Genomic DNA, 24,475 nt, shown 5'->3' on the forward strand with positions numbered 1-24,475 from the left:
GCTTCTCCCTGTTCCGTTATCGCGCTCAGCCGATTTCGCGGCCCCAGATAGCCTCGCCGCACCATGCGTTGCCGCCCTCATATTCGATCGAGGGCGTGCGATCGTCGGCGAGGAAGATCGGGCCGTCGAGATCGACGATGTCGCACAGCTGTCCGACGACGAACGCCGGCGCCATCGCGAGGCTGGAGCCGACCATATTGCCGACCATCACACCCAGCCCGAGTTCGCGCGCGCGCTTGGCGATCGCCAGCCCCTCGGTCAGCCCGCCGCATTTATCGAGCTTGATGTTCACGACGTCGAAGCGGCCGACGAGCCCCTCGACATCGCCGAGCGTCAGCGCGCTTTCGTCGGCGGCGATCGGAATCGGGCATTGGTAGCCGGTGAGGTCGGCCTCGCGGCCGCGCGCCAGCGGCTGTTCGAGCAGCTTGACGTCGGCGGCGACCAGCGCCGCGACGAGCGCGTCGAGATCGCCGATCGCGAAACCCTGGTTGGCATCGACCCCGATCCAGCATTCGGGCCGCGCCGCGCGCACCGCCTGCACGCGGGCGATGTCGACTTCGAGGTCACCGGTGAGCTTGAGCTTGAGCGCGCGCGCCTGTGCATAGTGCCGCGCGCCGTCGGCCATCACATCGGGATCGTCGGCGCCGAGCGTGAAGGTGGTGCGGAGCGGGCGCGGTTCGGCGAGGCCAGCGAGTTCCCAGAGCGAGACGCCGCTGCGGCGCGCCTCGAGTTCCCACAGCGCGCAGTCGAGTGCATTGCGCGCACCGCCCGCAGGGAGCAGCGCCTGCAACTGCTCGCGCGTCACTCCGGCCTCGACCACGCCGCGCACGCCCTCGATGGCGGCCGCCATCGCGGGCACATCGTCGCCGAGATAATAGACCCCCGACGCCTCGCCGCGCCCGCTGTGCGCGCCGTCCGAAAGCGTGACGAGCACCACGGGCGTGTCGGTGAAGACATGTCCGGAGATGCGGAACGGCTTGGCGAGCGGGAGCGATTCAATCGCGAGGTCGAGCGAGAGGGGGGTAGGCGTCGTCATCGAAATTGTCCTTCGGTCGGTTCAGGGCGCAGGGACGGCGGGCGCCAGCGCCGCCGCGATCTGCGAGAGATATTTGTTCCAGTCGAATGCATGCCCCTCGGGCGTCCACCCGAGGCGGACGATCACCGCATCCTGCGACGGGATCGCCGCGACGATCTGGAAACTATGCCCGCGCGCCATCACGGTATCTTCGGGCAGACCCGGGTAAAGCTTGCGGCGCTCGCCTTCGGCTTCGGGCTGGTTCAGCCAGAGCTGCGCGCCATAGACGGGGCGCGGCGCGGCCTTGGTCGGCGTGACGGCAAAATCGAGCCATTGCTTCGAGAGCAATTGCTTGCCGCCCACCCTGCCCTTGTTGAGATGCAGCAACCCGTAGCGCGCCCAGTCGCGCGCGGTGGCATAGGCGTAGGAGCTGCCGACCTGCACGCCCGCTTCGTCGGGTTCGATCAGCGCGCTCGTCATGCCCGTCGGCTCGAACAGCCGCTTTTGCGCAAAGCGCGTCATGCCTTCGAGCGTTCCGCCGGTCGCGTCGAACACGATGCGCGAGAGGATATTCGTCGTCCCCGACGAATAGCTCCAGTTCGTACCGGGCGCGTCCTTCAGCGGCTTTGCCGCCGCCATCGCGCCCATGTCGCCCGCCTCGAACAACATTTTGATCGAGTCATTGCCGGGGACATAGCTTTCGCTGAAGGTCAGGCCGCTCGACATCGTCAGCAACTGGCGCAGCGTGATCTTCGCGCGCGGATCGCCCTCGCCTTGCCACTCGGGAACCGGCGCGGGATCGTCGAGCTTGAGTTTGCCGTCATCGACGAGCAGGCCGACGAGCGTTCCCATGATGCTCTTCGACGCCGACCAGCCGAGCAGTTCGGTGTTTTGGTCGAAGCCCGGCGCATAGCGTTCGGCGACGATCGCCCCGCCCTGCACGACGACGATCGCGCGCGTGTCGGGATAGCCGCCCTTATTCTGTTCGTCGAACGCGGCGCTCACCGCCTTGTCGAGTGCAGCGCGGTCGAGCCTGGCTTCGGCAGCCGCCGCAAGCCTGGCCACCGGGGCATCCCCGACCGGCCAGGGCTTTGCGGCATTCCCGCGCGTCGGCTTGAGCTTCGCCGCCTGTGCATCGAGCGTGGCGGTCGAAACATCGCCGGTCAGCAGCGTGCACCCCGCGACCGGGCGGAACAGCGCAGTGCGCGTCGCAGCGCCCGGTGCCGATGCGGTGACCGTCCGCGCTTTGCGGTCGACCGCCAGCGTCACCGCCTTCATAAACGGCGCAAACGCGTGGATGTCGTCGCGCAGCACATCGGCCTCCGCGCGCTCCGCGACGAAGATGCTGGCGCAGGCGATCTGTGCGGAAACCGCCGTACCCAGATCTTCCGGCTTCGAAATCGCCGGGGCGGCGGCAAGGGCTGGAGCCGAAGCGGCAAGCGCAAGGAAGAGGCTGGAAATGTACCGCGCCATATCCTCAGACGCCGCAGCTATGGCGCAGCACCGCGCCCGCCTTGGCGCCGGTATGCTTGCCGTTCGCGATCGTGACGACGCCGTTGACGATCACAGTCTCGATCCCCGTCGGCGACGCGGTGGGCTTTTCCCAGCTCGCGACATCGTCGAGCTTGCCAAGGTCGAACACGACGATGTCGGCGCGCATCCCGTCGCGGATCAGACCGCGGTCGGTCAGGCCCATGCGCTGCGCCGGCCAGCCGGTCATCTTGCGCACCGCATCCTCGAGCGACAGCACCGGACGGCGCTTCACATATTCGGCGATGATGCGCGGGAAGGTGCCATAGGCGCGCGGGTGCGGCAGACCGAGCGCGTCCATCTCGCCCGCCTTTTCCGACGCCGCGGCGTCGCTGCCGATGCTGACCCACGGCTGCTTGATCGCGGTTTCGATGTCCTGCTCGCTCATCATGAAATAGAGCGCGACCGAGCGGTTCGGCAGCCCTTCGAGCAGGATATCCCACGCCACATCGGCCGGATCGCGGTTCAGCGCCTTGCCGATCTCGGCGAGGCTCTTGCCATGATACGGCTTGTATTTTTCGCTGAAACCGTTCGCGAGCCGGACATTGGCAAAGCCGCCCGACGCGTGGACGAGGTTCGACCAGCCGGGCATCGAGCCCGCCGCGACTTCCTTTTTCATCCGCTCGCGGACCTTGGGATCGCGGAGCCGTTCGATCCCCTTCTGGACCCCGTCGGCCCACACCCAGCTCGGCGCGATGATCTCGAGCCCGGTGCCGCCCGCGGTATAGGGATAGAGGTCCGCCGCGACATCGACGCCCCGCGCGCGCGCCGCGTTGATCGTCGCCACCGCCTGCGGCATCAATTTGCCCCAACCGGGGGCATAGGCGGCCTTGAGGTGGAAGATCTCGACCTTCACCCCGCCCTTCTCGCCGATCTCGATCGCTTCCTCGATCGCCGTGACCAAGCCCTCGCTCTCGTCGCGCATGTGGGTGGCGTAGAAGCCGTCGCACTGCGCCGCGACCTTCGCCAGCGTGACGAGGTCCGACGTGGTCTGGAAGCTGCTCGGCGGATAGATCAGCGCGCTGGTGATGCCGAACGCGCCATTCTCCATCGCGATCTTCACCTCGCGGCCCATGGCTTCGAGCTGCGCCGGGGTCGGCGATCCGGCGCCATCGCCCATCACCTTCACGCGCGCCTGCGTCGCCGAATAATAGGTGCCGTAGTTGACCGAGATGTCCTGTTTTTCGAGCTGGCTGAAATGCGCCGGGATCTCGGCCGCCTCGGCCGGGGGTCCGCCCTCGCCGGCGATGACCGTGGTCACGCCCATCAGCAGCTTATTCTCGGCCGCGCCGTTCTTGACGAGGACGCGTCCGGACTGGTCCATCATGTCGATGAAGCCGGGCGAGACATAACGGCCCTTCGCGTCGATTTCCTTGGCGCCGCGCCCTGCAACGCGGCCGATGCGCACGACCCGGCCGTCCTTGACCGCGACATCGGCGCTGACCCACGGGCTGCCCGCGCCGTCGAGGACGCGGCCGCCGCGGATCACGATGTCATATTCGGGCGCCGAGGTGTTTGCGGTGAGCAGCAGCGGCAGCATCGACATCGCACCCAAGAGGATCTTACGCTTCATCATCATTCTCCCTGTCGGCGCGGGGGCGCCGTTGGTTCTCATTTTTTGCCGGCATCGGCGCGCACTTCGTCCACAACCTCGCGGACCGCGGCGATCACGACGTCCGGCCGGTCGATCTGGATATAATGGCCGGCATCGCCCACGACCTGCTGGCGCCCGCGCGTCGAAAGCGCGGCCTGTTCGGCGTTGAGCGCCTTCCATTCCTGCTTGAAGCGCGCGCCGTCCGACGCCTTCAGCGACAATCCCTTCAGCTCCTCGGGCTTAAGCGGCGCCATCGCGGTCAGCACGATCACCGGCCGGTTTCCGAAACTCTTGACCGCGCGCGCATCGTCCATCGTGTCATCGAAACCATCGAGTTCGGACGTCGCGCCGTGCACCGATTTGCTGGCGTAGGCCGCCATCCGCGCGGCCGCGTCCTTCGGCAATTTGCCTTGTCCGGCGTTCGCCATCGCGAACCGGACAAGCCCCGTCCACGACAGCGCGGTCGCGGTGTGCATGATCCATCCCGCCTGCCGCGGATGCGCGTCGACCTTCACCGCCTGCCCAAGCCGCGCGACCTGGTCGGGATGCGACGCGTCGACCATCACCAGCCCGGCGACCTGCTCGCCATATTTTCCGACATAGGTTCGCGTGTAGGGCCCGCCGATCGAATGGCCGACGAGCACCAGCGGACCGGTGATCCCCGCGCCCTTCAACAGCGCATGGAGATCGTCGGCGACCGCGGATGCACGCTGCGGCGTGTCCTTTGCGTCGCTCCACATGATCCCGGCGCGGTCATAGGCACAGGTGCGCGTGAAGCTGGCAATCTCGTCATGCACCAGCGTCCAGTCGATCGTCCCGCCTGTACCAAGGCCGGATTCGAAGACCACGGTCGGCGATCCGGTGCCGCGGCAATCGATGTGCATCTTTCGACCGCCGATATCGACGAGCTTTCCGGGGGGAGGATAGTTCGCCGCGGCATTCTTGCGCCCGAGCGCCTCATAGATCGCGCCCACCACGACGAGCAGGACCAACAGCAGCAGCAGCCCCAGCAACATACGCTTCCCCCAGCGCCGGACCCGCGCCCAGCCAGTCACCTTTGTCATTGGACATTCCCCTCGACGGCGGGTTGAAGCTCTTTTTCCGCGAGCACCGCGCGGCCGCGCAGCAGACGGAACAGCCCGATGGTCAGCAGCGGCGCGACATAGACCGCAAGGAACACCCACGAGAGCGCGCGGTAGCCGCTCGCGATCAGCGCCACGAGCCCGAAACGGTCGGCAAGGAACATGCAGCCGATCAGCAGCGCCGCCGCGATCGCACCGCGCGCCCGCTTGCCGAGCGGCGCACCGCCGCGCGCCCGGCGTGCCGCATCGACGCGCTCGTTGATCGCGTGCACCGAGCCAGCCCCGCTTTCGAGCAAAGCAGCAAAGATCATGAACTGGAACAATAGGTGAAACAGCGGCATTTCGAGCTGCCGCAGCATGAAGTCCGACGGCAGCGTCTCGTCCATGATGCCCGGATAAAAGGCGATCATCGCGACGAAGAAGAGGATGGCGGGCACCATCGCGAGCGGACCCGCGATCAGCCCGGCGGTCACGGCGTCGCGCTGGCTGGTCAAATGGCGGATCACCGGGAGGATCACCACCGCGCCGATGACATTGTATCCGGTATAGGTCAGCCCGCCGAGGATCCAGCCGTCCGACGGCGCCGGAATGGCAAAGCGCGCTGCGATCTCGTCACCGAAGCTGCCGAGCGCGAGCACCATGAACAGCGCGTAGACGCCGTAAAGCAGAAAGGAGACATATTTGAACAACCCCTCGACCGACGCATTGCCGAAGGTCACGAACAGCGCGATCGACGCCGCGAGGAATGCGGTCCCTGCAAGCGGCGGCCAGCCGAAGATCGACGCGCCGATCTCGCCCGCCGCGGCGCCGAAGACCGCGAGGACCAGCGTCACGAGGAGGACATAGCCGACCTCGAACAGGATCCACGCGCGGCCGAGAAGCCCTTCGAAAAAGCTGCGATAATCGAACGCGCCGATCGCCCGCGCGAACGCGAAAGTCGTGGCGCAGATGATGCTCCAGAGCACCATCGCCAGCACCATGGCGGCCAATCCGCCCCACGGCCCGCTCGGCAGGAAAAATTCCGCGAGCTCGCGGCCAGTGGCATAGCCACCACCGATCACCACGGCCTTGAAGGCGAAGCCCGGCAGCAGGAAACGCTGGAACCACGAGGATCCAGCCACGGCTGCCGGGGTGGCCGCTGCGCTCATGCGAGGCAGCTATCCACCAGACGGGCGAAGGCTTCGCCGCCGCGGATCGGATCGGCGACCGGGAGCCCGAGCCGTTCGCTTTCGGCCGCCATCAGCGCGACGGCGTCATCCTCCGTCATATGCGCCGTGTTGAAGGATACGCCCGCGCAGCGGATCGCCGGATTGGTCCGCGCGCCGAGCCGCAAGTTGAGGTCGATCGTTTCCTCGATGCTCGGCAAAAGATAGCCGGGGGAGCCCAATATCTCTTCGCGTCCGGGCTCGTGACAGACGACGATCACATCAGGCTGGCTGCCGTGGAGCAGGCCCAGCGATACCGCGGCATAGGCGGGGTGAAACAGCGACCCCTGCCCTTCGACGACATCCCAGTGATCGTCCGCCGCGTCGGGGCTCACCGTCTCCGCCGCACCCGCCTCGAAATCCGAGACCACCGCGTCCATCGGCACGCCGCCGCCGGCGATCATGATGCCCGTTTGCCCCGTCGCGCGGAAATCGGCGTCGACGCCGCGCTCGGCAAAAGCGCGCGCGAGGGCCAGCGCCGTATATTTCTTGCCCAGCGCGCAGTCGGTTCCGACGGTGAGCAGCCGCTTGCCGCTCCGCTTGCGCCCGGTGCCGACGGGCAAGCCCTTGGGCGGATGGCGAACGTCGATCAGCTGGCGACCGAGGCGCTGCGCCCGCGCGGCGAGTTCGGGCATATCGGTCAGCCGCATGTGCATCCCGCTGACAATATCGAGCCCGGCGTCGAGCGCTTCGAAGAGCGCGGGCATCCAGCTTTCGGGAATCACACCGCCGCTGTTCGCGACGCCGATGAGCAGCGAACGCGCCCCTCGTGCCTGCGCCACTGCCGGCGTAAGCTGCTCGAGCCCCGCGCTGACCGTCGCCCCCGGCAAAGCATATTCACCGACGCATTTCTCGGGCGCCCAGTCGCGAAGACCGAAGGCGGTCTTCGCATAGCCGCGCACCGTCGTGTCCCCAAGGAACAGCAAATAGGGCTGGGGCAATTGCAATGCGCCGGCGGCGATATCGAGGGAAGTTTGAATGTTCACGTCTTTCACCAAAAATCCGAAGCGGGGCAGAATCGGGCGCCGTCGTGGCGCCGATCCTGCATCTGCTCCTGTTGACCTATTTGAGACATTATTTTCAAATTTTGATAATTGCAATACGATTGGAGAAGTTTCTTTTGCTGACGGGCCGGCGTGCGGCTCGCCAGCCCCGATCAGAAGCGCGTTCCAAAGCCGATCAGGTGGAAACCGACGCCGATCCACAGGAGGACGACAGCACTCACCAACAGCACCAAGCTCCAGAATTTCGCGAAACGGCCACGTTTGGACGTCCAGACATGCTGGATATTCCAGATCGCGCCGGCGAGCAGGCCGAGGAAAATGACCGGCGTTGCGATCTGGAGCGTGACGAGCGCCCAGTCGAGTTCGCCGCTGAGCGACGAGAAATCGGCGAGCAGGCTGGATGCGAACCACAGCCATCCGGCCATCACCGCGACCGCCAGCGCCGCAAAGCCGCGCGTCAGCCGGTAGCTTTTGAGCGCGGCGGGCGCGAGGTCGGCCTTTACACCATAGCGACGACGCGCCAGCGCCGCGGCGGGCCAGGCGATCGCGGTGAGTAGGAGCGCGCCAAGGCTGACCAGCATCGCGGGCGTGAGCCAGGCGCTCGACAGATACCAGGGCACCCGATCGAACGCGATATAGGGCGACCCCGAATCGACGCTGAAACGCACGACGCGGCCCTTTTCCACCTTGGCGGCGAGGCGCATCTTGCCCCCCTGCTCGCGCCACACGAACGGCGCGATTTCCACCCATTTGCGCGGCTGACCGCCGATACCCGGCACGGCATTGAGCCGGATGCCGCCGTCGCCATCGAGCGAGACCTTCGTCTGCCCGGCGAGTTCCATCGCCTTCAGGAAGCTCGATTCAAGCCGGCGGGTCTTGTTGTATGTGCCGACCATCATGCGCGCATGCTCGCGCGCAGCGGCGGCATCGACGCGGCCGTCGCGCTGCTCGAACGGAAAGTAGCGGTCGGCGAAGGCTTCGAACAAATGGCTGCGGATCGGCCCCGACACATTTTGCGTGCCCGCGGCGTTCATCGACATATAGATGCCGACCTTCTCCTTGGGGAATATCCAGAGCTGGCTGTGGAAATTGAGACTGTCTCCCGCGTGCGACAGTGCTTTGCGGCCATTGATATTTTGTTCGTAGAAGCCGAGCGCCATGCCGTTGAGCGGCGGGATCAGCCGCAGGATCGTGTTGTGCATCTGCGCCGCGGTCGCGGGCTTCATGAGCGCCCCGCCATCGGCGAGGTGCGCGAGCATGAAACGCCCCATGTCGGCGCCCGACGCGGTCATCGCGCCCGATGGCGTGAGACTGCTGAGCTCGAACCGCCCCGGCTTGCCCGACCCCAGCATATAGCCGCTCGCCATCAATGGCCGAAGCGCCGCGGGAAGCGGCTGGCGGAAGCTCGACCGCGTCATGCCGGCGGGCGCAAAGATGCGCCGCTCGACATAATCGTCGTAGGAGAGCCCCGACACGCGTTCGACGATATAGCCCGCCAGCGAGGTGCCATAGTTCGAATAGGCCGGCGTCGTGCCGGGCGCGTAGATGCGGTGCGGCACCTGTCGCTTGAGCGCGTCGCCGAGCGACGGGATTTTCTTCGGATCATAGCTGTTGAGCCCGCGCTGCACTTCGTCGAAGCCGCCGGTGTGCGTCATCAGGTTGCGCATCGTAACCGGCTTGCCGGCGAAGGCCGGAATCTTGAAATCGAGATAGGCGTTGATGTCGCGGTCGAGATCGATCTTGCCCTGCTCGACGAGCTGCATCACCGCGGTCCAGGTGATCAGCTTCGATACCGAGGCCTGACGAAAGAGCGTGGTTTCGGGATCTACCGGCCGGCGCGTTCCGACATCGGCATAGCCGAAGCCGCGCTGCGTCAGGACCTTGCCATCCTTGACCACCACCACGACCGCACCCGCCGCGTCGCCGCGCGCCAGCGCATAGGGCATATAGCCGTCGAGCCACGCATCGACGTCGCTCTTCACCATATCGGGAGCCGGGAGCTGGTCCACACCACGCGCGCCGGCCACCGGCTTGGCCGTCGCTTGCGCCGCGGCCTCCGTCATCGGCAGCGCCATCAACCCGGCCAGCACCGCCGCAGCCAGTGCTGCGCATGAACCTATGAACCGCATTCATCCTCCCCTTCCGATTGGCCGACCGCATGGTCGCGTCACCGAAATTTCACTTTTTGAAATATTTTCAATTCTGGATATAGGCATCCTGAATGGAAATTTGTCAATGGGGGCGCGGCACCGCGCTCACAGCACGGGAGCGTGATTTCGAGATGGAAGGATTTTTTAGATGCGGCCGAGGCGGCCCATTGGTTCGGCGGGTCGATCCGCCGACGCTGGACGCTTATCCGGCGTCGACGGGATGAAGCGCCGACTTCAGGTCGGCATCATTTGCCGAACAGACCGACAGGATACGGCACGGCCCCTCGCCGACCGCCACATATCCATGCCCCATCGACGCGTCGAAATAGGCCGAATCGCCCGTTTTCAGGCGCGACGGCGCGTACATGTCGGTGTGAAATTCGCACTCGCCTTCCAGGACGAGGACATATTCTTCGCCCGAATGGCGCATCAACTCGCCGAAATCGTCGATCGAGCGCACCTTGATGTCGATGATCATCGGATTCAGCGTCTTGTTGAGCAGATCCGCCGACGGATAGGTGTAGTTATACGTCGCCGTCTTGATCGAGGGGCCCTCGCCGGCGGGGGTGATGCTGCGCCGGCCCGTGGCGGTATGCGTGGCGGCGGGAAGCGCCGCGGCGGCGGCGAACAGCTGCGTGATATCGATTTCGAGACCCTGGCTCAGCCGCAGCAGCTTTTCATAGCTGAGCGACATCTTGCCGGTTTCAATCTTTGACAAAGTTGAAACCGGAATGCGCGTGCGTTCGCTCACCTCGGCGAGCGTCCACCCCTTTTCGGTGCGTAGTTCCCGCAGGAATACGCCCGGATTGCCGTCGACGGCGGTCCGCCGGTCGCCGCTGGTCGGAATGGGCTGGCGCGTTGCCGGCATCGGTGTCCTTTCAATCGATTTTCTCATCTAGCACATATTTGCGCATTTATCGCATCGATCAAGCCGAACGGCACAATCCGTCAGAACAATCGGCAAAGAAAATTTGCGTATCGGATAGGACCAAGATGATTGCACATAGGCCATGCCGCCGCCACTGATGCCCCGATTCGCTGGGATGACAGGATGACAAACAAGCTATCCATTCGCATTTCTCCGGAGTTTACGAGCTTCGTCGGCCGTGGCCCCTGTGACGCCGCGTTCCTGCCGCCCGACGCGCTCATCTTCGGCTTTGGCGATATTGGCGAGCCCGCCGTCTCGATGCTCCTCCCCGGCGACATTGCGGGTCTCGCCGACGATCATCTGGTTGTATTCGCGATCAGCCGCGCCGCCTGCGACCGCCTGTTCGGGCACCGCCCCAAGGCGGATGGACGCTGGTATCTCCCTGCCAATCTTCGCGGTCTCGGCCGCGCGGTGGTCGCGGTCGAAGGCGACAGCGAAGTCGACGACATGTTGCGCGGCGCGCGCAGCCAGGAACTGCTCTGCCAGCTTTTCGCCGAACTCGCCGCCGACCGCATGGTCGAAGTCGGCGGCAGCACGTCGCTGAGCGAGCTCGACATCACCCGCGTCGCCGCCGCGCACCAGCTGGTCAACGAGAAGTGGCAGGAAAAGCTGACCGTCGGCAGCGTCGCACGCCGCTGCGGCCTCAGCAAAGCCAAGCTGACGCGGGGCTTTCGCGAGCTTTATCAATGTAGCGTCGCCGAGGCGGTGAGCGAACGGCGGCTGCAACGCGCGCGCCAGCTGCTCGCGCAGAGCGATCTTCCGATATCGAGTATCGGCTATAATTGCGGCTATATGAGCAACGCCAGCTTCACGCGCGCCTTCGCGCGCCGCTTTGGCATGGCGCCGACCAAGATGCGCGGGCGCGAAGCCACGGCCTGAGCGGAACGCCGCAAGGCAGCATCTGGCGCGCCGCTATTCGCCGCCTGCCGTCCGGAGATCGTTCGGGATGTCGGCGAGTGCGGTCCATTTGGCTTCGCCGGCGCTGTTTTCGATTACCGCTTCGACGAAGGCCATCGTCCGCAGGCCATCGACGATTCCCGGGAACCAATCGGCCGTGCCAGGCAGTGGCGGGATTGGGGCGCCCGCACGAAGGGCACGGCCGAAGCCGCGATAGAGGTTAGCAAACGCCTCGATATAGCCCTCGGGATGTCCCGCCGGGGTACGCAGCCGCGCCAGCGTCAACGCATCGAGATCGGGCCCGCCGGCGCGGATCACCTCGACCGGCCGGTCCAGCCAGCGGAGCGTCAGGCTGTTCGGCTCCATCTGCGACCATTCGAGCCCGCCTTCCTCGCCATGGACGCGCAGGCGCAGGCCGTTTTCGTCGCCCGCCGCGATCTGGCTGGCCTTCAGCACGCCGCGCGCGCCGCCTTCGAATCGCAGCAACGCCGCAACATCGTCGTCGAGGCGGCGGCCCGGAACATGCGTCGTCAGCTCCGCGCTGAGCGACCCGACCGCCAGCCCGGAGACATGTTCGGCAAGCTGGAAGGCGTGGGTCCCGATGTCGCCGAGGCAGCCACCCAGCCCCGCGCGGGCAGGATCGGTGCGCCATTCGGCCTGCTTGTTGCCGTCCTGATCGATCGGCCGGCTGAGCCAGCCTTGCGAATATTCGACCTGCACCAGCCGGATCTTGCCGAAATCGCCGCGCGCGACGCGCACGCGCGCCTCTTCGATCAGCGGGTAACCGCTATAGGTGAACGCCAGGCCATAGAGCTTGCCGCTGCGAGCCACGGCCGCGGCGATCGCCTTCGCCTCGGCGAGGTTCAGCGCCATCGGCTTTTCGGACAGGACGTGGAAACCGGCATCGAGCGCGGCGATCGCCATCGGGGCGTGTAGATGATTCGGGGTGACGATCGCCAGCGCCTCCATCCGCTGATCCTCGGGCAGCGCGGCCTCGCCCGCCAGCAGGGCATCGAGCGTCGCGTACGCGCGAGCGGGATCGATTCCGAGCGTGGCGGCGCTCCGACCATTACGCTCGGCGTCGCTGCTGAACGCACCGCACACCAGCGCAAACTCGCCGTCGAGCGCCGCGGCCATCCGGTGTACCGCGCCGATGAAAGCGCCTTCGCCGCCACCGACCATGCCATAGCGCGTTTTTGACGTCGTATTCGTATTCATCGCATTCCCTTGGTCCGAATTTCCAAAATTGTTTGCACAATAGGATTTCGAACGGTTACCTGATCGCGCCGGCTGTTGCCAGACGGGAGAGGATAATGAAATTTCTGTTCGCCCTGCCACCGGCAGGAGCAATTTTGATCGCGCTGATGTTCGCACCTTCACCCGAGGTGATTGCAGCCCCTGCCCAAGGTCCCGGCGCGCAGGCCTTCGCGGCATGCCGCGCCTGCCATACGCTGGAGGCCGGCGGCAAAAGCGTCATGGGCCCCAATCTGCACGGCCTGTTCGGCCGGCAAGCCGGCACCGTTGCCGGCTTCAACTACAGCCCGGCGCTCAAGGCATCGAAAATCCGCTGGAACGACAAGACGCTCGACGAATATCTCGCCGCGCCGACCAAAAAGGTCCCCGGCACGCGCATGGTCGTCAAAGTGGCCGACCCGGCGCGCCGCGCGGCTCTGATCGCCTTTCTCAAGACCGAAACCAAGTGACGCGAAAGGCAGTCGCATGAAGGGGCCGGCGATTTTCCTCGCGCAGTTCATGGGCGACGACGCGCCGTTCGACACTTTGCCCTCGGCGGCGCGCTGGATGGCGGATGCAGGCTATGTCGGCATCCAGATTCCGACGTGGGACAGCCGCTGCATCGACCTCGCCAAAGCCGCCGAAAGCCAGGACTATTGCGACGAACTCGCGGGCACCTGCCGCGAGGCGGGCGTCGAGATCACCGAATTGTCGACACATCTGCAGGGCCAGCTGGTCGCGGTGCATCCCGCCTATGACACCCAGTTCGACGGCTTCGCGCCCGACGCGCTGAAGGGCAAGCCCGCCGAGCGTCAGCAATGGGCGGTCGAGCAGCTCCACCTCGCCGCGAAGGCAAGCCGGCGGCTGGGCCTTAACGCCCATGCGACCTTTTCGGGCGCGCTCGCCTGGCCCTATCTCTATCCGTGGCCGCAGCGCCCCGCGGGACTGGTCGAGGAAGCGTTCGCCGAGCTTGCGAAACGCTGGCGGCCGATCCTCGATGCTTTCGACGAACAGGGCATCGACCTCGCCTATGAGATTCATCCGGGCGAGGATCTGCACGACGGCGTGACCTTCGAACGTTTTCTCGCGGGCGTCGACAATCACCCGCGCGCCAACATCCTCTACGATCCCAGCCATTATGTCCTGCAGGCGCTCGACTATCTGCAGTTCATCGACATTTATCACGAGCGGATCCGCATGTTCCACGTCAAGGACGCGGAACTGAATCCGACCGGCCGATCGGGGGTCTATGGCGGGTTTCAGGACTGGGTCGACCGGCCCGGGCGCTTCCGCTCGCTGGGCGATGGGCAGGTGGACTTCGGCGGTATCTTCTCGAAACTGACGCAATATGGCTACGCCGGCTGGGCGGTGCTCGAATGGGAATGCTGCCTGAAGCATCCCGAAGACGGCGCACGCGAAGGCGCGCCGTTCATCGCCGCGCATATGATCCGCAAGGCCGACAAGGCGTTCGACGATTTCGCCGGGGGCAGCGACCCGGCGCTCAACCGCGCAATGCTGGGGCTGAGCTGACGACGCAGCAGACGAATTAAACGATAATAATCAAAGGGGACGCAGGATGACGACATTGCACAAGGGGCGCTTGTTCTGGCTGGGCGTGCTCGCGCTGTTCACCGCGGCGGCGAGCCTCGCCATCCGCGGTGCGATCGCCAGCGGGCTCAAGGCAGAATGGATCGACCCGATCGCCCCGTTGCAGGCGGGCGAGCTGATCGCCGCCGCACTGGGCGCGGCGTTCCTCAGCTTTTCGATCACCTTGTTCGTCGTCAGCGCGCTGCTCGACCAGATCGGCATGAAGCGGTGCCTCGCCGGAGCGGGGCTGTGCTTCATCGTCGGTCCGTTGATGATCGTCACCGCGGGCCATGTCGCGACCGGCATGACCATCTATTGGCTCGTCTGGACGGGCATGCTGCTCAGCGGCATCGGCTGGGGACTGACCGAAGCGGCAATCAATCCGCTGACCGCGCAGCTCTACCCCGACGACACCACCCACCGGCTAAACGTGCTCCACGCCTGGTTCCCCGGCGGCATCATCGTCGGCGGGCTCCTCGGCTTCTTCCTCTCGGCCGCCTTGCCGTGGCAGGGCATCATGGCGCTGGTGATGATCCCCGCCGCCGCGACCGTCGTGATCGCCCTGACCACGACCTTCCCGCCGCCGCTGCGTGAGCAAAGCGGTGTCAGCTTCGGCGCGATGATGGGCGAAGTGTTTCGCCGGCCGAGCTTCTTCATCTGGTTCGGCGCCATGTTCCTGACCGCGGCGTCCGAACTGGCGCCCGGCCAGTGGATCGACGTCGCGCTATCCAACCGCGTCGGCATGCGCGGCATCCTGCTGCTCGTCTATGTCAACGCGCTCATGTTCGTCTTCCGCCATTTCGCCGGGCGGCTCGCCAACAAAATCTCGAACCCCGGCCTGCTCTGGGTATCGAGCCTGCTCGCCGCGATCGGCCTGTTCATGCTGAGCCAGGCGCAGTCGCCCGTCGCCGCGATCGTCGCCGCCACTGTCTGGGGGCTCGGCGTCTGCGTGATGTGGCCGACGATGCTCGCCTCGGTCGCCGAACGCTATCCGCGCGGCGGATCTTGGGCGATGGGGCTCGTTGGATCGGCGGGCGCGCTCGCCAGCTTCTTCGTGCTGCCGCAGCTCGGCGCGATGTTCGATCGCGCCAAGATCGAGTTCGCCGGCGGCCCCGAAGCGTTCGCGGCGCTGACCGGCGCCGCGAAGCTGGCGGTCGAGGACGCCGCGGCGTCGCTGTCGTTCCAGCGGCTGGCGATCCTGCCGGTGATCCTGCTGGCGGTGTTCGGCTTCATCTGGCTGCGCGAGCGCGGCAAATCGCGCGCGGCGCTCGCGGGTCAGACGGCATGAACGTATCGCGCCGAGTGGTGCTGGCGGGGGGCGCCGTCGCGGCAGCCGCCGCGGCGACGGTGGCGAACGGCGCGGTGGCGCAGAACGCGGCACGCTTTTCGCTGAAATATGCCCCACATGAGGGAAGCTTCAAAAGCCGCGGCGATCGGCTCGAACAGATCGCCTTCGCCGCCGATCAGGGCTTCACCGCGTGGGAGGACAATGAGGCGGCCACGCGTTCGGTCGCCGACCAGACCGCGATGGCGCGCGCCTTGCAGCAGCGCGGCATGACGATGGGCGTGTTCGTCGCGAGCATGCCGCGATGGAGCGAGTTCCGGCCGCTGCTGGGCGGCAACGACGATAGCGATCGCGAGCGCTTCCTGGCCGACATAAGAGCGTCGGTCGACGTCGCCAAGCGGCTGAACTCTAAACATATGACGATCGTCACCGGCTTTATGGACCGCAAGCTGCCGGTCGATATCCAGACCGCGCGCGTGATCGACGTGCTGCGCCGCGCCGCCGAAATCTATGAACCGCACGGGCTGGTCATGGTGATGGAGCCGCTCAACACGCTGGTGAACCATCCCGGCGTTTTCATGTCGACCGTCCCGCAGGGCTATGCGATGGCGCGCGCGGTCGACAGCCCCGCGATCAAGGTGCTGGCGGACCTGTATCACGAGCAGATTCAGGCCGGGAACCTCATCAACACGCTGGACAGCTGCTGGAACGAGATCGCGTACGTCCAGTTCGGCGACAATCCCGGCCGCAAGGAGCCCGGAAGCGGCGAGATCAATTATCGCAACATCGTCCGCTGGCTGCGCGCGAGGAATTTCGCGGGCGTGATCGGAATGGAACATGGCAATTCGGTCGAGGGCCGCGCGGGCGAAGAGCGGCTGATCGCCGCCTATCGCGCGATCGACGCGGCATGAGGGAGACAGGCGTGAAGCATATCATCTGGGCCGCGGTAATCGCAGCGGCCATGGCCGCGGGCAGTCCTGCCGCTGCACAGGAAAAGCCCGGATTCAAGGACACGCCGATGTTGCCCGACGGCAAATGGCAGGTGCATGATTCCGACCGCCCCCATCCGACCGTCGTAACCCCGGGCACTGTTCCCGGCGCCCCGCCCTCCGACGCGGTGGTGCTGTTCGACGGCAAGTCGCTCGATGCGTGGCAGGCGAAGGCAAGGCCATGGATCGTCGAGGACGGCGCGATGACGTCGATCCCACCGCTCGGCGGCCGCGGCGAGAATGCGCTGATCAGCAAGACGAGCTTCGGCGACGTCCAGCTCCATCTCGAATTCCGCTCACCCAACCCGCCGACCCATAGCTCGCAGGATCGCGGCAACAGCGGCATTTGGTTCATGCAGCGTTACGAGATTCAGATCCTCGACGGCTATCAGAACCCGACCTATGCCGACGGCACCGTCGGCGCGATCTATGCCTGGAAGCCGCCGCTCGTGAACCCGTCGCGGGGGCCCGGCGAATGGCAGAGCTACGACATCGTCTTTGAACGCCCGCACTTCGGCCCCGACGGCAAGCTGCTGCGCCCGGCCTATATTACGGCCTTCCTGAACGGCGTGCTCGTCCAGAACCGCCAGCCTTGGCTGGGCAGCACCGTCTGGCGCAAAGTCGCGACGTACGAAGCGCATGGCGATGCGGCGCCGATCCAGCTCCAGGACCATAATTCGCCCGTTTCGTTCCGCAACATCTGGGTGCGCCCGCTGCCCGAAGCGGCGGCGAGCCATGACTTCGAAGGAGCTGTGAAATGATCATCGATCGCAGAGACGCGCTGGCCGGGATGGCCGCGATGTTCGGCGCGAGCCTGTTCGCGCCGATCGCGCGCGCCGCGGCAGCCGAAGCGCCCCCGATCATCAGCAGCGGCCCGCCCTCGTCGCCGGTGTTCACCGCGCAGCAGCGCGCGCTGATGACCGCGCTCAGCGAGCGCGTGATGCCGACCACCGACACCCCCGGCGCGATTACCGCCGGCGTCCCCGAATATATCGAAAAGCTGCTCGCCGATTGGGCCTCGCCCGACGATCGCAAACCGATCATCGCGGGGCTCGACGCGATCGAGGCGCGCAGCCGGACCGATTTCAAAATCGCCGCCGACAAGGCGACGCCCGCGCAGCAGGACGCGCTGCTGACGCTGGCGATGGAAGGCAAGCTGCCCGGCGGCGCGGACTTCTTCGACAAGTTCCGCCAGCTCGTGCTCACCGGATATTTCACGTCGGAAGTCGGCATCACGCAAGAGCGCGAATATCTGCCCGTCCCCGGCCGCTACGACGGCGCCTATCCCTATTCCGAGATCAAAAAGGTGTTTTCGTCATGATGATCAACAGGCGGCAATGGATGGCGGGCGGCGCCGCGCTCGGGGCAACACTCGCTGCGGGACCGCTCATGGCAAAGAGCCTCAAATCAAAGCCCATCGGCATCCAGCTCTATACCGTGCGCGAGCTCTTCTCGAAGGACCCGATGGGAACGCTCGAGAAGGTGGCGGCGATCGGTTATCGCGAAGTCGAATATGGCGGCGGCGGTTATGACAAGATGGACCATGCCGCGCTCCGCAAGACGATGGACCGGCTGGGCTTGACGTCGCCCTCGATCCATGTCGCCTATGAGGCGCTCGCCAGCAATTTCGACGGCGCGGTCGCGATGACCAGGGCGCTGGGCGCCGACACGCTGGTCGTTCCCTATATGGTCGACACGCACCGCAACGCCGAGGGCTGGAAGGCCGCGGTCGCCAATTTCAACCGCTATGCCGAACGGCTCAAAAAGGCCGGGCTGGGCTTTGCCTATCACAATCATGATTTCGAGTTCACGCTGAAGCCGGGCGGCACCAGCCTGTTCGACACGCTGATCGCCGACGCCGACCCGGCGCTGGTCCGACTTGAGCTCGACCTGTTCTGGGCGGTCGCCGCGGGCGAGGATCCCAAGGCGATCATCCGGCGCTTAGCCGGCCGCATCTATGCCTATCATGTCAAGGATCGCACCGCCGACGGCAAGATGACGAGCGTCGGCAAGGGCGTGATCGATTTCGCCGACATCTTCACGCTCAACGCCGTCGCCGGCGTCGAGCATTTCTATGTCGAGAATGATCAGTCGCCCGCGCCCTATCTTCCCGACATCCAGACCAGTTTCACCACGCTCAGCCGCCTTCGCGCGTAACCCGACATTCGAGGATTAGTTCATGGCAGTGACCGACAAGTTCGACGCAATCGTCATCGGCTCCGGAGTGAGCGGCGGATGGGCCGCGAAGGAATTGACCGAAAAGGGCCTCAAGGTCCTGATGCTCGACCGCGGGGTGATGGTCGAGCATGGCGAGGATTATGATTATGACGGCAAGCCGGCCTATGAGATCCCGGCACGCGACCGGATGCCCGCGGGGCTGGTCAAGAGCGACTATTTCATCGCCACGCATGGCTATGTCTCGCCGTCGAACCAGAAATTCTACAACAACGACCGGCTCAACCCCTATGCCTATGACGAGGGCGAGAAATTCTACTGGATCCGGCCCGCCGCGGTCGGCGGCAAGTCGCTGATCTGGGGACGCTGGAGCTTCCGCTGGTCGCCTGAGGATTTCGAGGCGAACAAGCGCGAGAATGTCGGGGGCGACTGGCCGATCCGCTATGACGACCTTGTTCCCTGGTATGATTATGTCGAGAAATATATCGGCGTGTCGGGATCGCGCGAGAATCTGCCGCAGCTGCCCGACAGCGCGTTTCAGCCGCCGATGCAGATGAACGTCGCCGAGAAATGGGTGAAGGAACGGCTCGAGACGACCTCGCCGGGCCGCAAGCTGATCAACACCCGCCTCTCGAACATGACCGAGGACAAGGAGGATCAGGGCCGCAGCAAATGCCAGTTCCGCAACCAGTGCGGGCGCGGCTGCTCGTTCGGATCCTATTTCTCGACGCAGGCGGTCACCCTGCCCGCGGCGCGCGCCACCGGACGGCTGACGCTGCGCTCCGACGCGGTGGTCTCCAATCTCGAATATGATCCGAAGACGAAGAAGGTCACCGGCGTGCGCGTGATCGATACGAAGACGAAGCAGGCGGAGGTGATCCCCGCGCGCCTCGTCTTCCTCTGCGCCTCGGCGATGGCCTCGACCCAGATCTTGATGAACTCGCGCATCCCGGGAACGGCCAAGAGCCATTTCGATTCCAGCGGCACGCTCGGCCGCTATGTGATGGACCATATCTTCCGCGTGAACATCTCGGGCGAGATACCCGGCATGACCGACTTTATCGAATATGGCCGCCGCCCGGGCGGCGTCTATATCCCGCGCTTCCGCAATGTCGGCGGCGAGGAAGGGATCGGCTTCAAGCGCGGCTATGGCTATCAGGGCAGCGCGCGGCGCGATCCGGCGAAGCCCGAGGGTTTCGGCGCGGCGATGAAGCATGGCATGCGCAGCTATGGCCCGTGGAAGTTCGGCATGGGCGCCTTCGGCGAATGCCTGCCTTATGAGGATAATCGCGTCAGCCTGCACGCCGACAAGGTCGACGGGTTCGGCATCCCGCTGATGCGCTTCGATGTCACCTTCCGCGAGAATGAGATTCGCATGATGGACGATGCGCGGACTGAGGGCGAGGCGATGCTGCGCAAGGCGGGGCTGCAGAACGTCACCAGCGAGCGCCGCGAACATGTCCCCGGCGACGCCATCCACGAAATGGGCGGCGCGCGCATGGGGGCCGATCCGCGGCAGTCGGTGCTCAACAAATGGGGACAGGCGCACGAGGCCGCCAATCTGTTCGTCACCGACGGCGCCCAGATGGCCTCGATATCGTGTGTCAATCCGTCGCTCACCTTCATGGCATTGACCGCGCGCGCCGCCGACCACGCGGTAAAGCTGCTCAAGGCCGGCGCCGTCTAGGAGACGCCAAAGGGATTATCCGCCGCTGGCCGCCCGGCCCAAGGTGCTGCGGTATTGCCCATAGGCCGCATAGAGGCCGAGCCCGATCAGGTTCCAGACGAGGCACCACAAGAGCGTTTCGGCGGGCAGGCTGAGGAACAGATAAAGGCATCCGCCGATCGTGCCGAGCCCGACCGGCCACGCCGCGCGCACGCGAAAGGGCCGGGGCGCATCGGGGGCGCGGCGGCGAAGGACGAGCAGGCAGACGCCGACCGCGATGAAGGCGATCAGCGTTCCGGCGTTGGCGAGCGCGGCGACCTTTCCGATCGGGAGCAGCCCGGCAAGGACCGCGACGATCGCCGCGGTCAGCAGCGTGATGCGCGTCGGGGTGCCGCGCCGTGAAATATGCGCGAGGCGCTGCGGCAGGAAACCGTCGCGTGCCATCGCGAGGAAGATCCGGCTTTGCCCATAGAGGAAGGCGAGCAACACGGTCGGCAGCGCGACAACGGCGGTCGTCGCCACGACTTGCGCGACGCCCCCCTGCCCGATCGAACGCAGGATGAGCGCGAGCGGCTCGGGACTGTCGGCGAAGGTCGTGAAAGGCGTCGCACCGACCGCGGTAGCGGCGACCAGCATGTAGATGAGCGTACAGACCGCCATCGAGCCGATGATCGCGATCGGCAGGTCGCGCGCCGGGCGTTTCGTTTCTTCCGCTGCGGTCGAAATCGCATCGAAGCCGTAGAAGGCGAAAAAGATGATCGCGGCGGCAGCCATGACGCCGCGCTGCACGCCGTCGCTGCCGACCTGCGCGGCATAGCCATAGGGCATGAACGGATCGAGGTGCGCGGCGTCGAAATAGGGCAATGTGTAACCGACGAAGAGCAGCAGCGTGACGATCTTCACGACGACGAGCACCGAATTGATCCGCGCACTCTCGCGCGTCCCCAGCAGCAGCAGGCCCGCGACGACCGCGATGATCGCGACCGCGGGCAGATTGATCAGCCCGCCGAGTTCGGGACCGCGCGTCAGTGCCTCGGGAAACCCGATCCCCATCAAAAGCGGCGATGCATAACCCGACCAGCCCACCGCGACGGTCGAGACGACGAGCGAATATTCGAGGATCAGGCTCCAGCCGACGATCCACGCAAACGCCTCGCCGAGCCCCGCGTAGGAATAGCTGTATGCGCTGCCCGCCGCGGGCATCATCGCCGACAGTTCGGCGTAGGCGAGCGCCGCGCAGGCGCAGACCGCGCCCGCGATCGCGAAGGAGATCAGCACCGCTGGGCCCGCGCGGTCGACGCCGACGCCGATCAGCGTCAGGATGCCGGTGCCGATGATCGCGCCGACGCCCATCGCCATCAGCTGCGGCCAGGACAGGCTGGGCGGCAGCGCGCCGGCGCTGCGTTCGCCGGGCGGCGTGATGGGTTTGCGGCGGGTCCAGTTCTTCACGATGCGTCTCCCAAATATCCGGCCCGATGGTTCGGGTCCGCCGCTCACCCCAGATGCGTCAGTTCGATGCGTCCCTTCAGGGCTTTTCGTTCGGGAACAGCAGCAGCCAGTCGGCCTCGGCCTGGATGCGCGCGAAGAAGCTCCAGCTGTTGACGGCGATCGAGCGCTTCAACCAGGGCTTCGCCTTTTCGGGCTCGCCGCGGAGGATATAATAGTTGGCGAGGCTGTAAGCGGTCGACGCGGCCACCCCGTCGGCGGTCGCGAAGGCGCGGCCGCTGTCCTTGTCGCTGAAGAAGCTGTCGGCGGCGCGGTTGCCCTTGAACAGCTGCAGCCCGTCGAAATAGGTGTCCGAGCCGCCCTTCGGGTGAACCTCGAACAAGGTCAGGTCATAATCGTCGAGCAGCTTCTGCGCCTCGCGGAGCTTCCCGGCGCGGGCGAGCGACAGATATTCCCAATAGCCGTTCGCGGTGCGTGCCTCGACGTCGTGCGTGAAGGCCGCGGACTCGGCCGACTTGGCAAACCATTTCGCCGCATTGTCGAAATCATGCTTGCCGAAATAGGCCTGCCCGAGGTGATAATAGAGATAATATTGCACGACATCGGGGTCGCCGGGGAAATAGTCGGGGCCCGGCTTTTCGCGTTCGAGCGGCTGGTTCTCGTAAAGCTTCGCGGCCTTCAGCCCGAGTTCGATCGACTTGTCGAATTCGCGCAGCGAAAAATGGCGATGCGCGCGGTGGCGAAGCAGCTTGCCCGAATTGGGGAAGCGCTTCAGCGCCTGATCGTAAACCGCCGCCGATTCCTTCGTATAGCCCTGATAGAAGAGGATGCGGCCGTACCAGGTCGCGCTGTCGACGGTCATATTGCTCTCGAACGCCGCCTTCGCATCGCGCGCGGCGCGCTCGAGCGTTTCGACCGACGCGACGTTCGCATTGCGCGCCGGAGCAGTGACCATCCGCTCGCCGAGCAGCGACATGCCCTGAAAGCTGCCTTCCTGCGCCATCGCCGTCACCGGCGCGGCGATCAGCAACAGGCCGGCCGACACCAGCAATTTCAAATGCCTGGGCTTCATCATAAATATCCTCTCCGAACTGATCTTGTGTCTTCAATCGATATCGAGATCGAACTTCACGCCCTGCGCGAGCGGGAGCGAGGTCGAGTAATTCACCGTCGCGGTAACGCGGCGCATATAATTCTTCCAGCTGTCGGACCCCGACACGCGCCCGCCGCCGGTCACCTTCTCGCCGCCGAACGCGCCGCCGATCTCGGCGCCGCTGGTCCCGATATTGACGTTGACGATGCCGCAGTCGCTGCCCTGCGCCGACTGGAATTTCTCGGCCTCGCGCACGTCGCCGGTGAAGACGCATGACGACAGCCCCTGCGGCACGCCGTTCTGTAGCGCGATGGCCTCGGCGAAATCGGTGTAGGACAGGACATAGAGGATCGGCGCGAAGGTTTCCTCGCGGACGATTTCGCTCTGCGCGGGCATTTCGACGATCGCCGGGCGGACATACCAGGCGTCCGGCCCCGCGACCTCGATCCGGTCGCCGCCATGGACGATCCCGCCGTCGCGGCGCGCCTGTTCGAGCGCGCGTTGCATCGCGTCGAAGGCGGCCTTGTCGATCAGCGGACCGACATGCGTCGCATCGTCGAGCGGGCTGCCGATGTTGAGGCTGCCGACCGCGGCGATCAGGCGCTTCACGAAATCGGCGCGGATGTCTTCGTGGACGATCAGGCGGCGCAAGGTCGTGCAGCGCTGGCCGCACGTCCCCGTCGCGGCGAAGATCGTCCCGCGCAGCGCAAGCCCGATATCGGCGCTCGGCGCGACGACCGCAGCGTTGTTGCCGCCGAGTTCGAGCACCGGGCGCCCGAAGCGGCGCTGGACGCGCACGCCGACGTCCTGCCCCATGCGAACGCTGCCCGTCGCGCTGACGATCGCGACGTCGGGATGATCGGCAAGCATCGTGCCGCACGCCGCATCGCCGATCGCTACCTGCGCCAGATGGTCAGGCGCGAGGTCATAGTCAGCCGCCGCCTTTTGCAGCAGCCCGGCGAAGGCGAGCGCGGTGAGCGGGGTCTTTTCGGACGGCTTCCAGATCGCGCTGTCGCCGCAGACGAGCGCGACAGTGGTGCCCCACGCCCAGACGGCGGCGGGGAAATTGAACGCCGAGATCAGCCCGAGCACGCCGAGCGGGTGCCAATATTCGGTCAGCCGGTGCTCGGCACGCTCCGACGCGATCGTCAGCCCGAAAAGCTGGCGCGACAGGCCGACGGCATATTCGCAGATGTCGATGACTTCCTGAACCTCGCCGCGCGCTTCGGTCAGGATCTTGCCATTCTCGATCGTCAGGAGCTGCGACAACGCCTCCTTATGCTCGCGCACGAGCAGGCCGTAGCGCCGGACAAGCTCGCCGCGGTGCGGCGCCGGGACGTCCTTCCATGCGGCAAAGGCGCCGCGCGCGTTCGCAACCATCGCGTCCATGTCGCCTGCCCTGTCGGTACGCAGGGCCGCGAGTTCCGACCCGTCGACCGGCGAAAAAACCTTGAGGTCCGAACCCCGGCTGGCATCGAGCGACAGCCCGAGCGCGCCGAATATATCGGTGACCGACTGCGCAAAACCGCCCTGCGCGCTGTAGCTGGCACCGGGAGAAATCATCTTATCAAGAGCGTTCATCAAATTGTCCGTTGA

The 24,475-nt window shown here is 65.6% G+C and carries 21 protein-coding genes; 9 read left to right on the top strand and 12 right to left on the bottom strand.

What is annotated here, in order from left to right; translation table 11 throughout:
- Positions 1-25: 25 nt before the first annotated feature.
- From V8J55_RS16270 to V8J55_RS16305, 8 genes are all read right to left on the bottom strand, one after another.
- Positions 26-1,036 (bottom strand): dipeptide epimerase, encoded by a 1,011-nt coding sequence (locus tag V8J55_RS16270; protein WP_336446635.1) that lies wholly within the window; start codon positions 1,034-1,036, stop codon positions 26-28.
- 21 nt (positions 1,037-1,057) lie between these two features.
- Positions 1,058-2,488, bottom strand: coding sequence for a serine hydrolase domain-containing protein (locus tag V8J55_RS16275; protein ID WP_336446636.1), 1,431 nt, complete (start codon positions 2,486-2,488; stop codon positions 1,058-1,060).
- 4 nt (positions 2,489-2,492) lie between these two features.
- A complete protein-coding gene (locus V8J55_RS16280; RefSeq protein WP_336446637.1) occupies positions 2,493-4,118 on the bottom strand; it encodes an N-acyl-D-amino-acid deacylase family protein in 1,626 nt (541 codons plus the stop codon).
- Positions 4,119-4,156: 38 nt separating this feature from the next.
- Positions 4,157-5,203: an alpha/beta fold hydrolase gene (locus tag V8J55_RS16285; protein ID WP_336446638.1), complete on the bottom strand. Its 1,047-nt coding sequence runs from the start codon at positions 5,201-5,203 to the stop codon at positions 4,157-4,159.
- Positions 5,200-6,369 (bottom strand): YkvI family membrane protein, encoded by a 1,170-nt coding sequence (locus V8J55_RS16290; protein ID WP_336446639.1) that lies wholly within the window; start codon positions 6,367-6,369, stop codon positions 5,200-5,202. The genes V8J55_RS16285 and V8J55_RS16290 overlap by 4 nt, the downstream gene beginning before the upstream one ends.
- A complete protein-coding gene (locus tag V8J55_RS16295; RefSeq protein WP_336446640.1) occupies positions 6,366-7,412 on the bottom strand; it encodes a DUF1611 domain-containing protein in 1,047 nt (348 codons plus the stop codon). Before V8J55_RS16295 ends, V8J55_RS16290 begins: the two co-directional genes overlap by 4 nt.
- 170 nt (positions 7,413-7,582) lie before the next feature.
- A complete protein-coding gene (locus tag V8J55_RS16300) occupies positions 7,583-9,559 on the bottom strand; it encodes a serine hydrolase domain-containing protein (RefSeq protein ID WP_336446641.1) in 1,977 nt (658 codons plus the stop codon).
- A gap of 223 nt (positions 9,560-9,782) precedes the next feature.
- A complete protein-coding gene (locus tag V8J55_RS16305; protein ID WP_336446642.1) occupies positions 9,783-10,448 on the bottom strand; it encodes a helix-turn-helix domain-containing protein in 666 nt (221 codons plus the stop codon).
- 183 nt (positions 10,449-10,631) lie between these two features.
- On the opposite strand from V8J55_RS16305, the gene V8J55_RS16310 reads away from it, so the two are divergent.
- The gene (locus V8J55_RS16310) at positions 10,632-11,387 is read left to right on the top strand and encodes a helix-turn-helix transcriptional regulator (RefSeq protein ID WP_336446643.1); all 756 of its coding nucleotides are present in this window, start codon (positions 10,632-10,634) and stop codon (positions 11,385-11,387) included.
- Between the two features lie 33 nt (positions 11,388-11,420).
- Here the strand turns inward: V8J55_RS16310 and V8J55_RS16315 are convergent, their stop codons facing one another.
- Positions 11,421-12,623 (bottom strand): Gfo/Idh/MocA family protein, encoded by a 1,203-nt coding sequence (locus V8J55_RS16315; protein ID WP_336446644.1) that lies wholly within the window; start codon positions 12,621-12,623, stop codon positions 11,421-11,423.
- Positions 12,624-12,718: 95 nt separating this feature from the next.
- Between V8J55_RS16315 and V8J55_RS16320 the strand changes: the two genes are divergently transcribed.
- Genes V8J55_RS16320 through V8J55_RS16355 form a run of 8 tightly spaced genes read left to right on the top strand, consistent with a single transcriptional unit; the run spans position 12,719 to position 20,361 of the window.
- The gene (locus tag V8J55_RS16320) at positions 12,719-13,108 is read left to right on the top strand and encodes a c-type cytochrome (RefSeq protein WP_336446645.1); all 390 of its coding nucleotides are present in this window, start codon (positions 12,719-12,721) and stop codon (positions 13,106-13,108) included.
- A gap of 16 nt (positions 13,109-13,124) precedes the next feature.
- On the top strand, positions 13,125-14,168 hold the full coding sequence (locus V8J55_RS16325; RefSeq protein WP_336446646.1) for a sugar phosphate isomerase/epimerase family protein: 1,044 nt from the start codon (positions 13,125-13,127) through the stop codon (positions 14,166-14,168).
- Positions 14,169-14,214: 46 nt separating this feature from the next.
- A complete protein-coding gene (locus tag V8J55_RS16330; protein ID WP_336446647.1) occupies positions 14,215-15,513 on the top strand; it encodes an MFS transporter in 1,299 nt (432 codons plus the stop codon).
- Positions 15,510-16,421, top strand: coding sequence for a hydroxypyruvate isomerase family protein (locus tag V8J55_RS16335; protein ID WP_336446648.1), 912 nt, complete (start codon positions 15,510-15,512; stop codon positions 16,419-16,421). Before V8J55_RS16330 ends, V8J55_RS16335 begins: the two co-directional genes overlap by 4 nt.
- Before the next feature lie 11 nt (positions 16,422-16,432).
- Positions 16,433-17,260, top strand: coding sequence for a 3-keto-disaccharide hydrolase (locus V8J55_RS16340; RefSeq protein ID WP_336446649.1), 828 nt, complete (start codon positions 16,433-16,435; stop codon positions 17,258-17,260).
- Positions 17,257-17,820 (top strand): gluconate 2-dehydrogenase subunit 3 family protein, encoded by a 564-nt coding sequence (locus V8J55_RS16345; RefSeq protein ID WP_336446650.1) that lies wholly within the window; start codon positions 17,257-17,259, stop codon positions 17,818-17,820. Before V8J55_RS16340 ends, V8J55_RS16345 begins: the two co-directional genes overlap by 4 nt.
- Positions 17,817-18,656 carry a sugar phosphate isomerase/epimerase family protein gene (locus tag V8J55_RS16350; protein ID WP_336446651.1) on the top strand — a complete coding sequence of 280 codons (840 nt, stop codon included), beginning with the start codon at positions 17,817-17,819 and terminating at the stop codon, positions 18,654-18,656. The genes V8J55_RS16345 and V8J55_RS16350 overlap by 4 nt, the downstream gene beginning before the upstream one ends.
- Positions 18,657-18,678: 22 nt before the next feature.
- Positions 18,679-20,361 carry a GMC family oxidoreductase gene (locus V8J55_RS16355; protein WP_336446652.1) on the top strand — a complete coding sequence of 561 codons (1,683 nt, stop codon included), beginning with the start codon at positions 18,679-18,681 and terminating at the stop codon, positions 20,359-20,361.
- 15 nt (positions 20,362-20,376) lie between these two features.
- Here V8J55_RS16355 and V8J55_RS16360 read toward each other — a convergent pair whose 3' ends face one another.
- From V8J55_RS16360 to amaB, 3 genes are all read right to left on the bottom strand, one after another.
- The gene (locus tag V8J55_RS16360; RefSeq protein WP_443030829.1) at positions 20,377-21,789 is read right to left on the bottom strand and encodes an amino acid permease; all 1,413 of its coding nucleotides are present in this window, start codon (positions 21,787-21,789) and stop codon (positions 20,377-20,379) included.
- A gap of 76 nt (positions 21,790-21,865) precedes the next feature.
- Entirely contained in the window at positions 21,866-22,858 is a 993-nt protein-coding gene (locus V8J55_RS16365; protein WP_336446653.1) for a tetratricopeptide repeat protein, read from the bottom strand.
- A 33-nt stretch (positions 22,859-22,891) separates the two neighbouring features.
- Positions 22,892-24,460 carry an L-piperidine-6-carboxylate dehydrogenase gene (gene amaB, locus V8J55_RS16370; RefSeq protein ID WP_336446654.1) on the bottom strand — a complete coding sequence of 523 codons (1,569 nt, stop codon included), beginning with the start codon at positions 24,458-24,460 and terminating at the stop codon, positions 22,892-22,894.
- Positions 24,461-24,475 lie beyond the last annotated feature (15 nt).

The organism is Sphingopyxis sp. CCNWLW2 (assembly GCF_037095755.1).
Classification (GTDB): Bacteria; Pseudomonadota; Alphaproteobacteria; order Sphingomonadales; family Sphingomonadaceae; genus Sphingopyxis.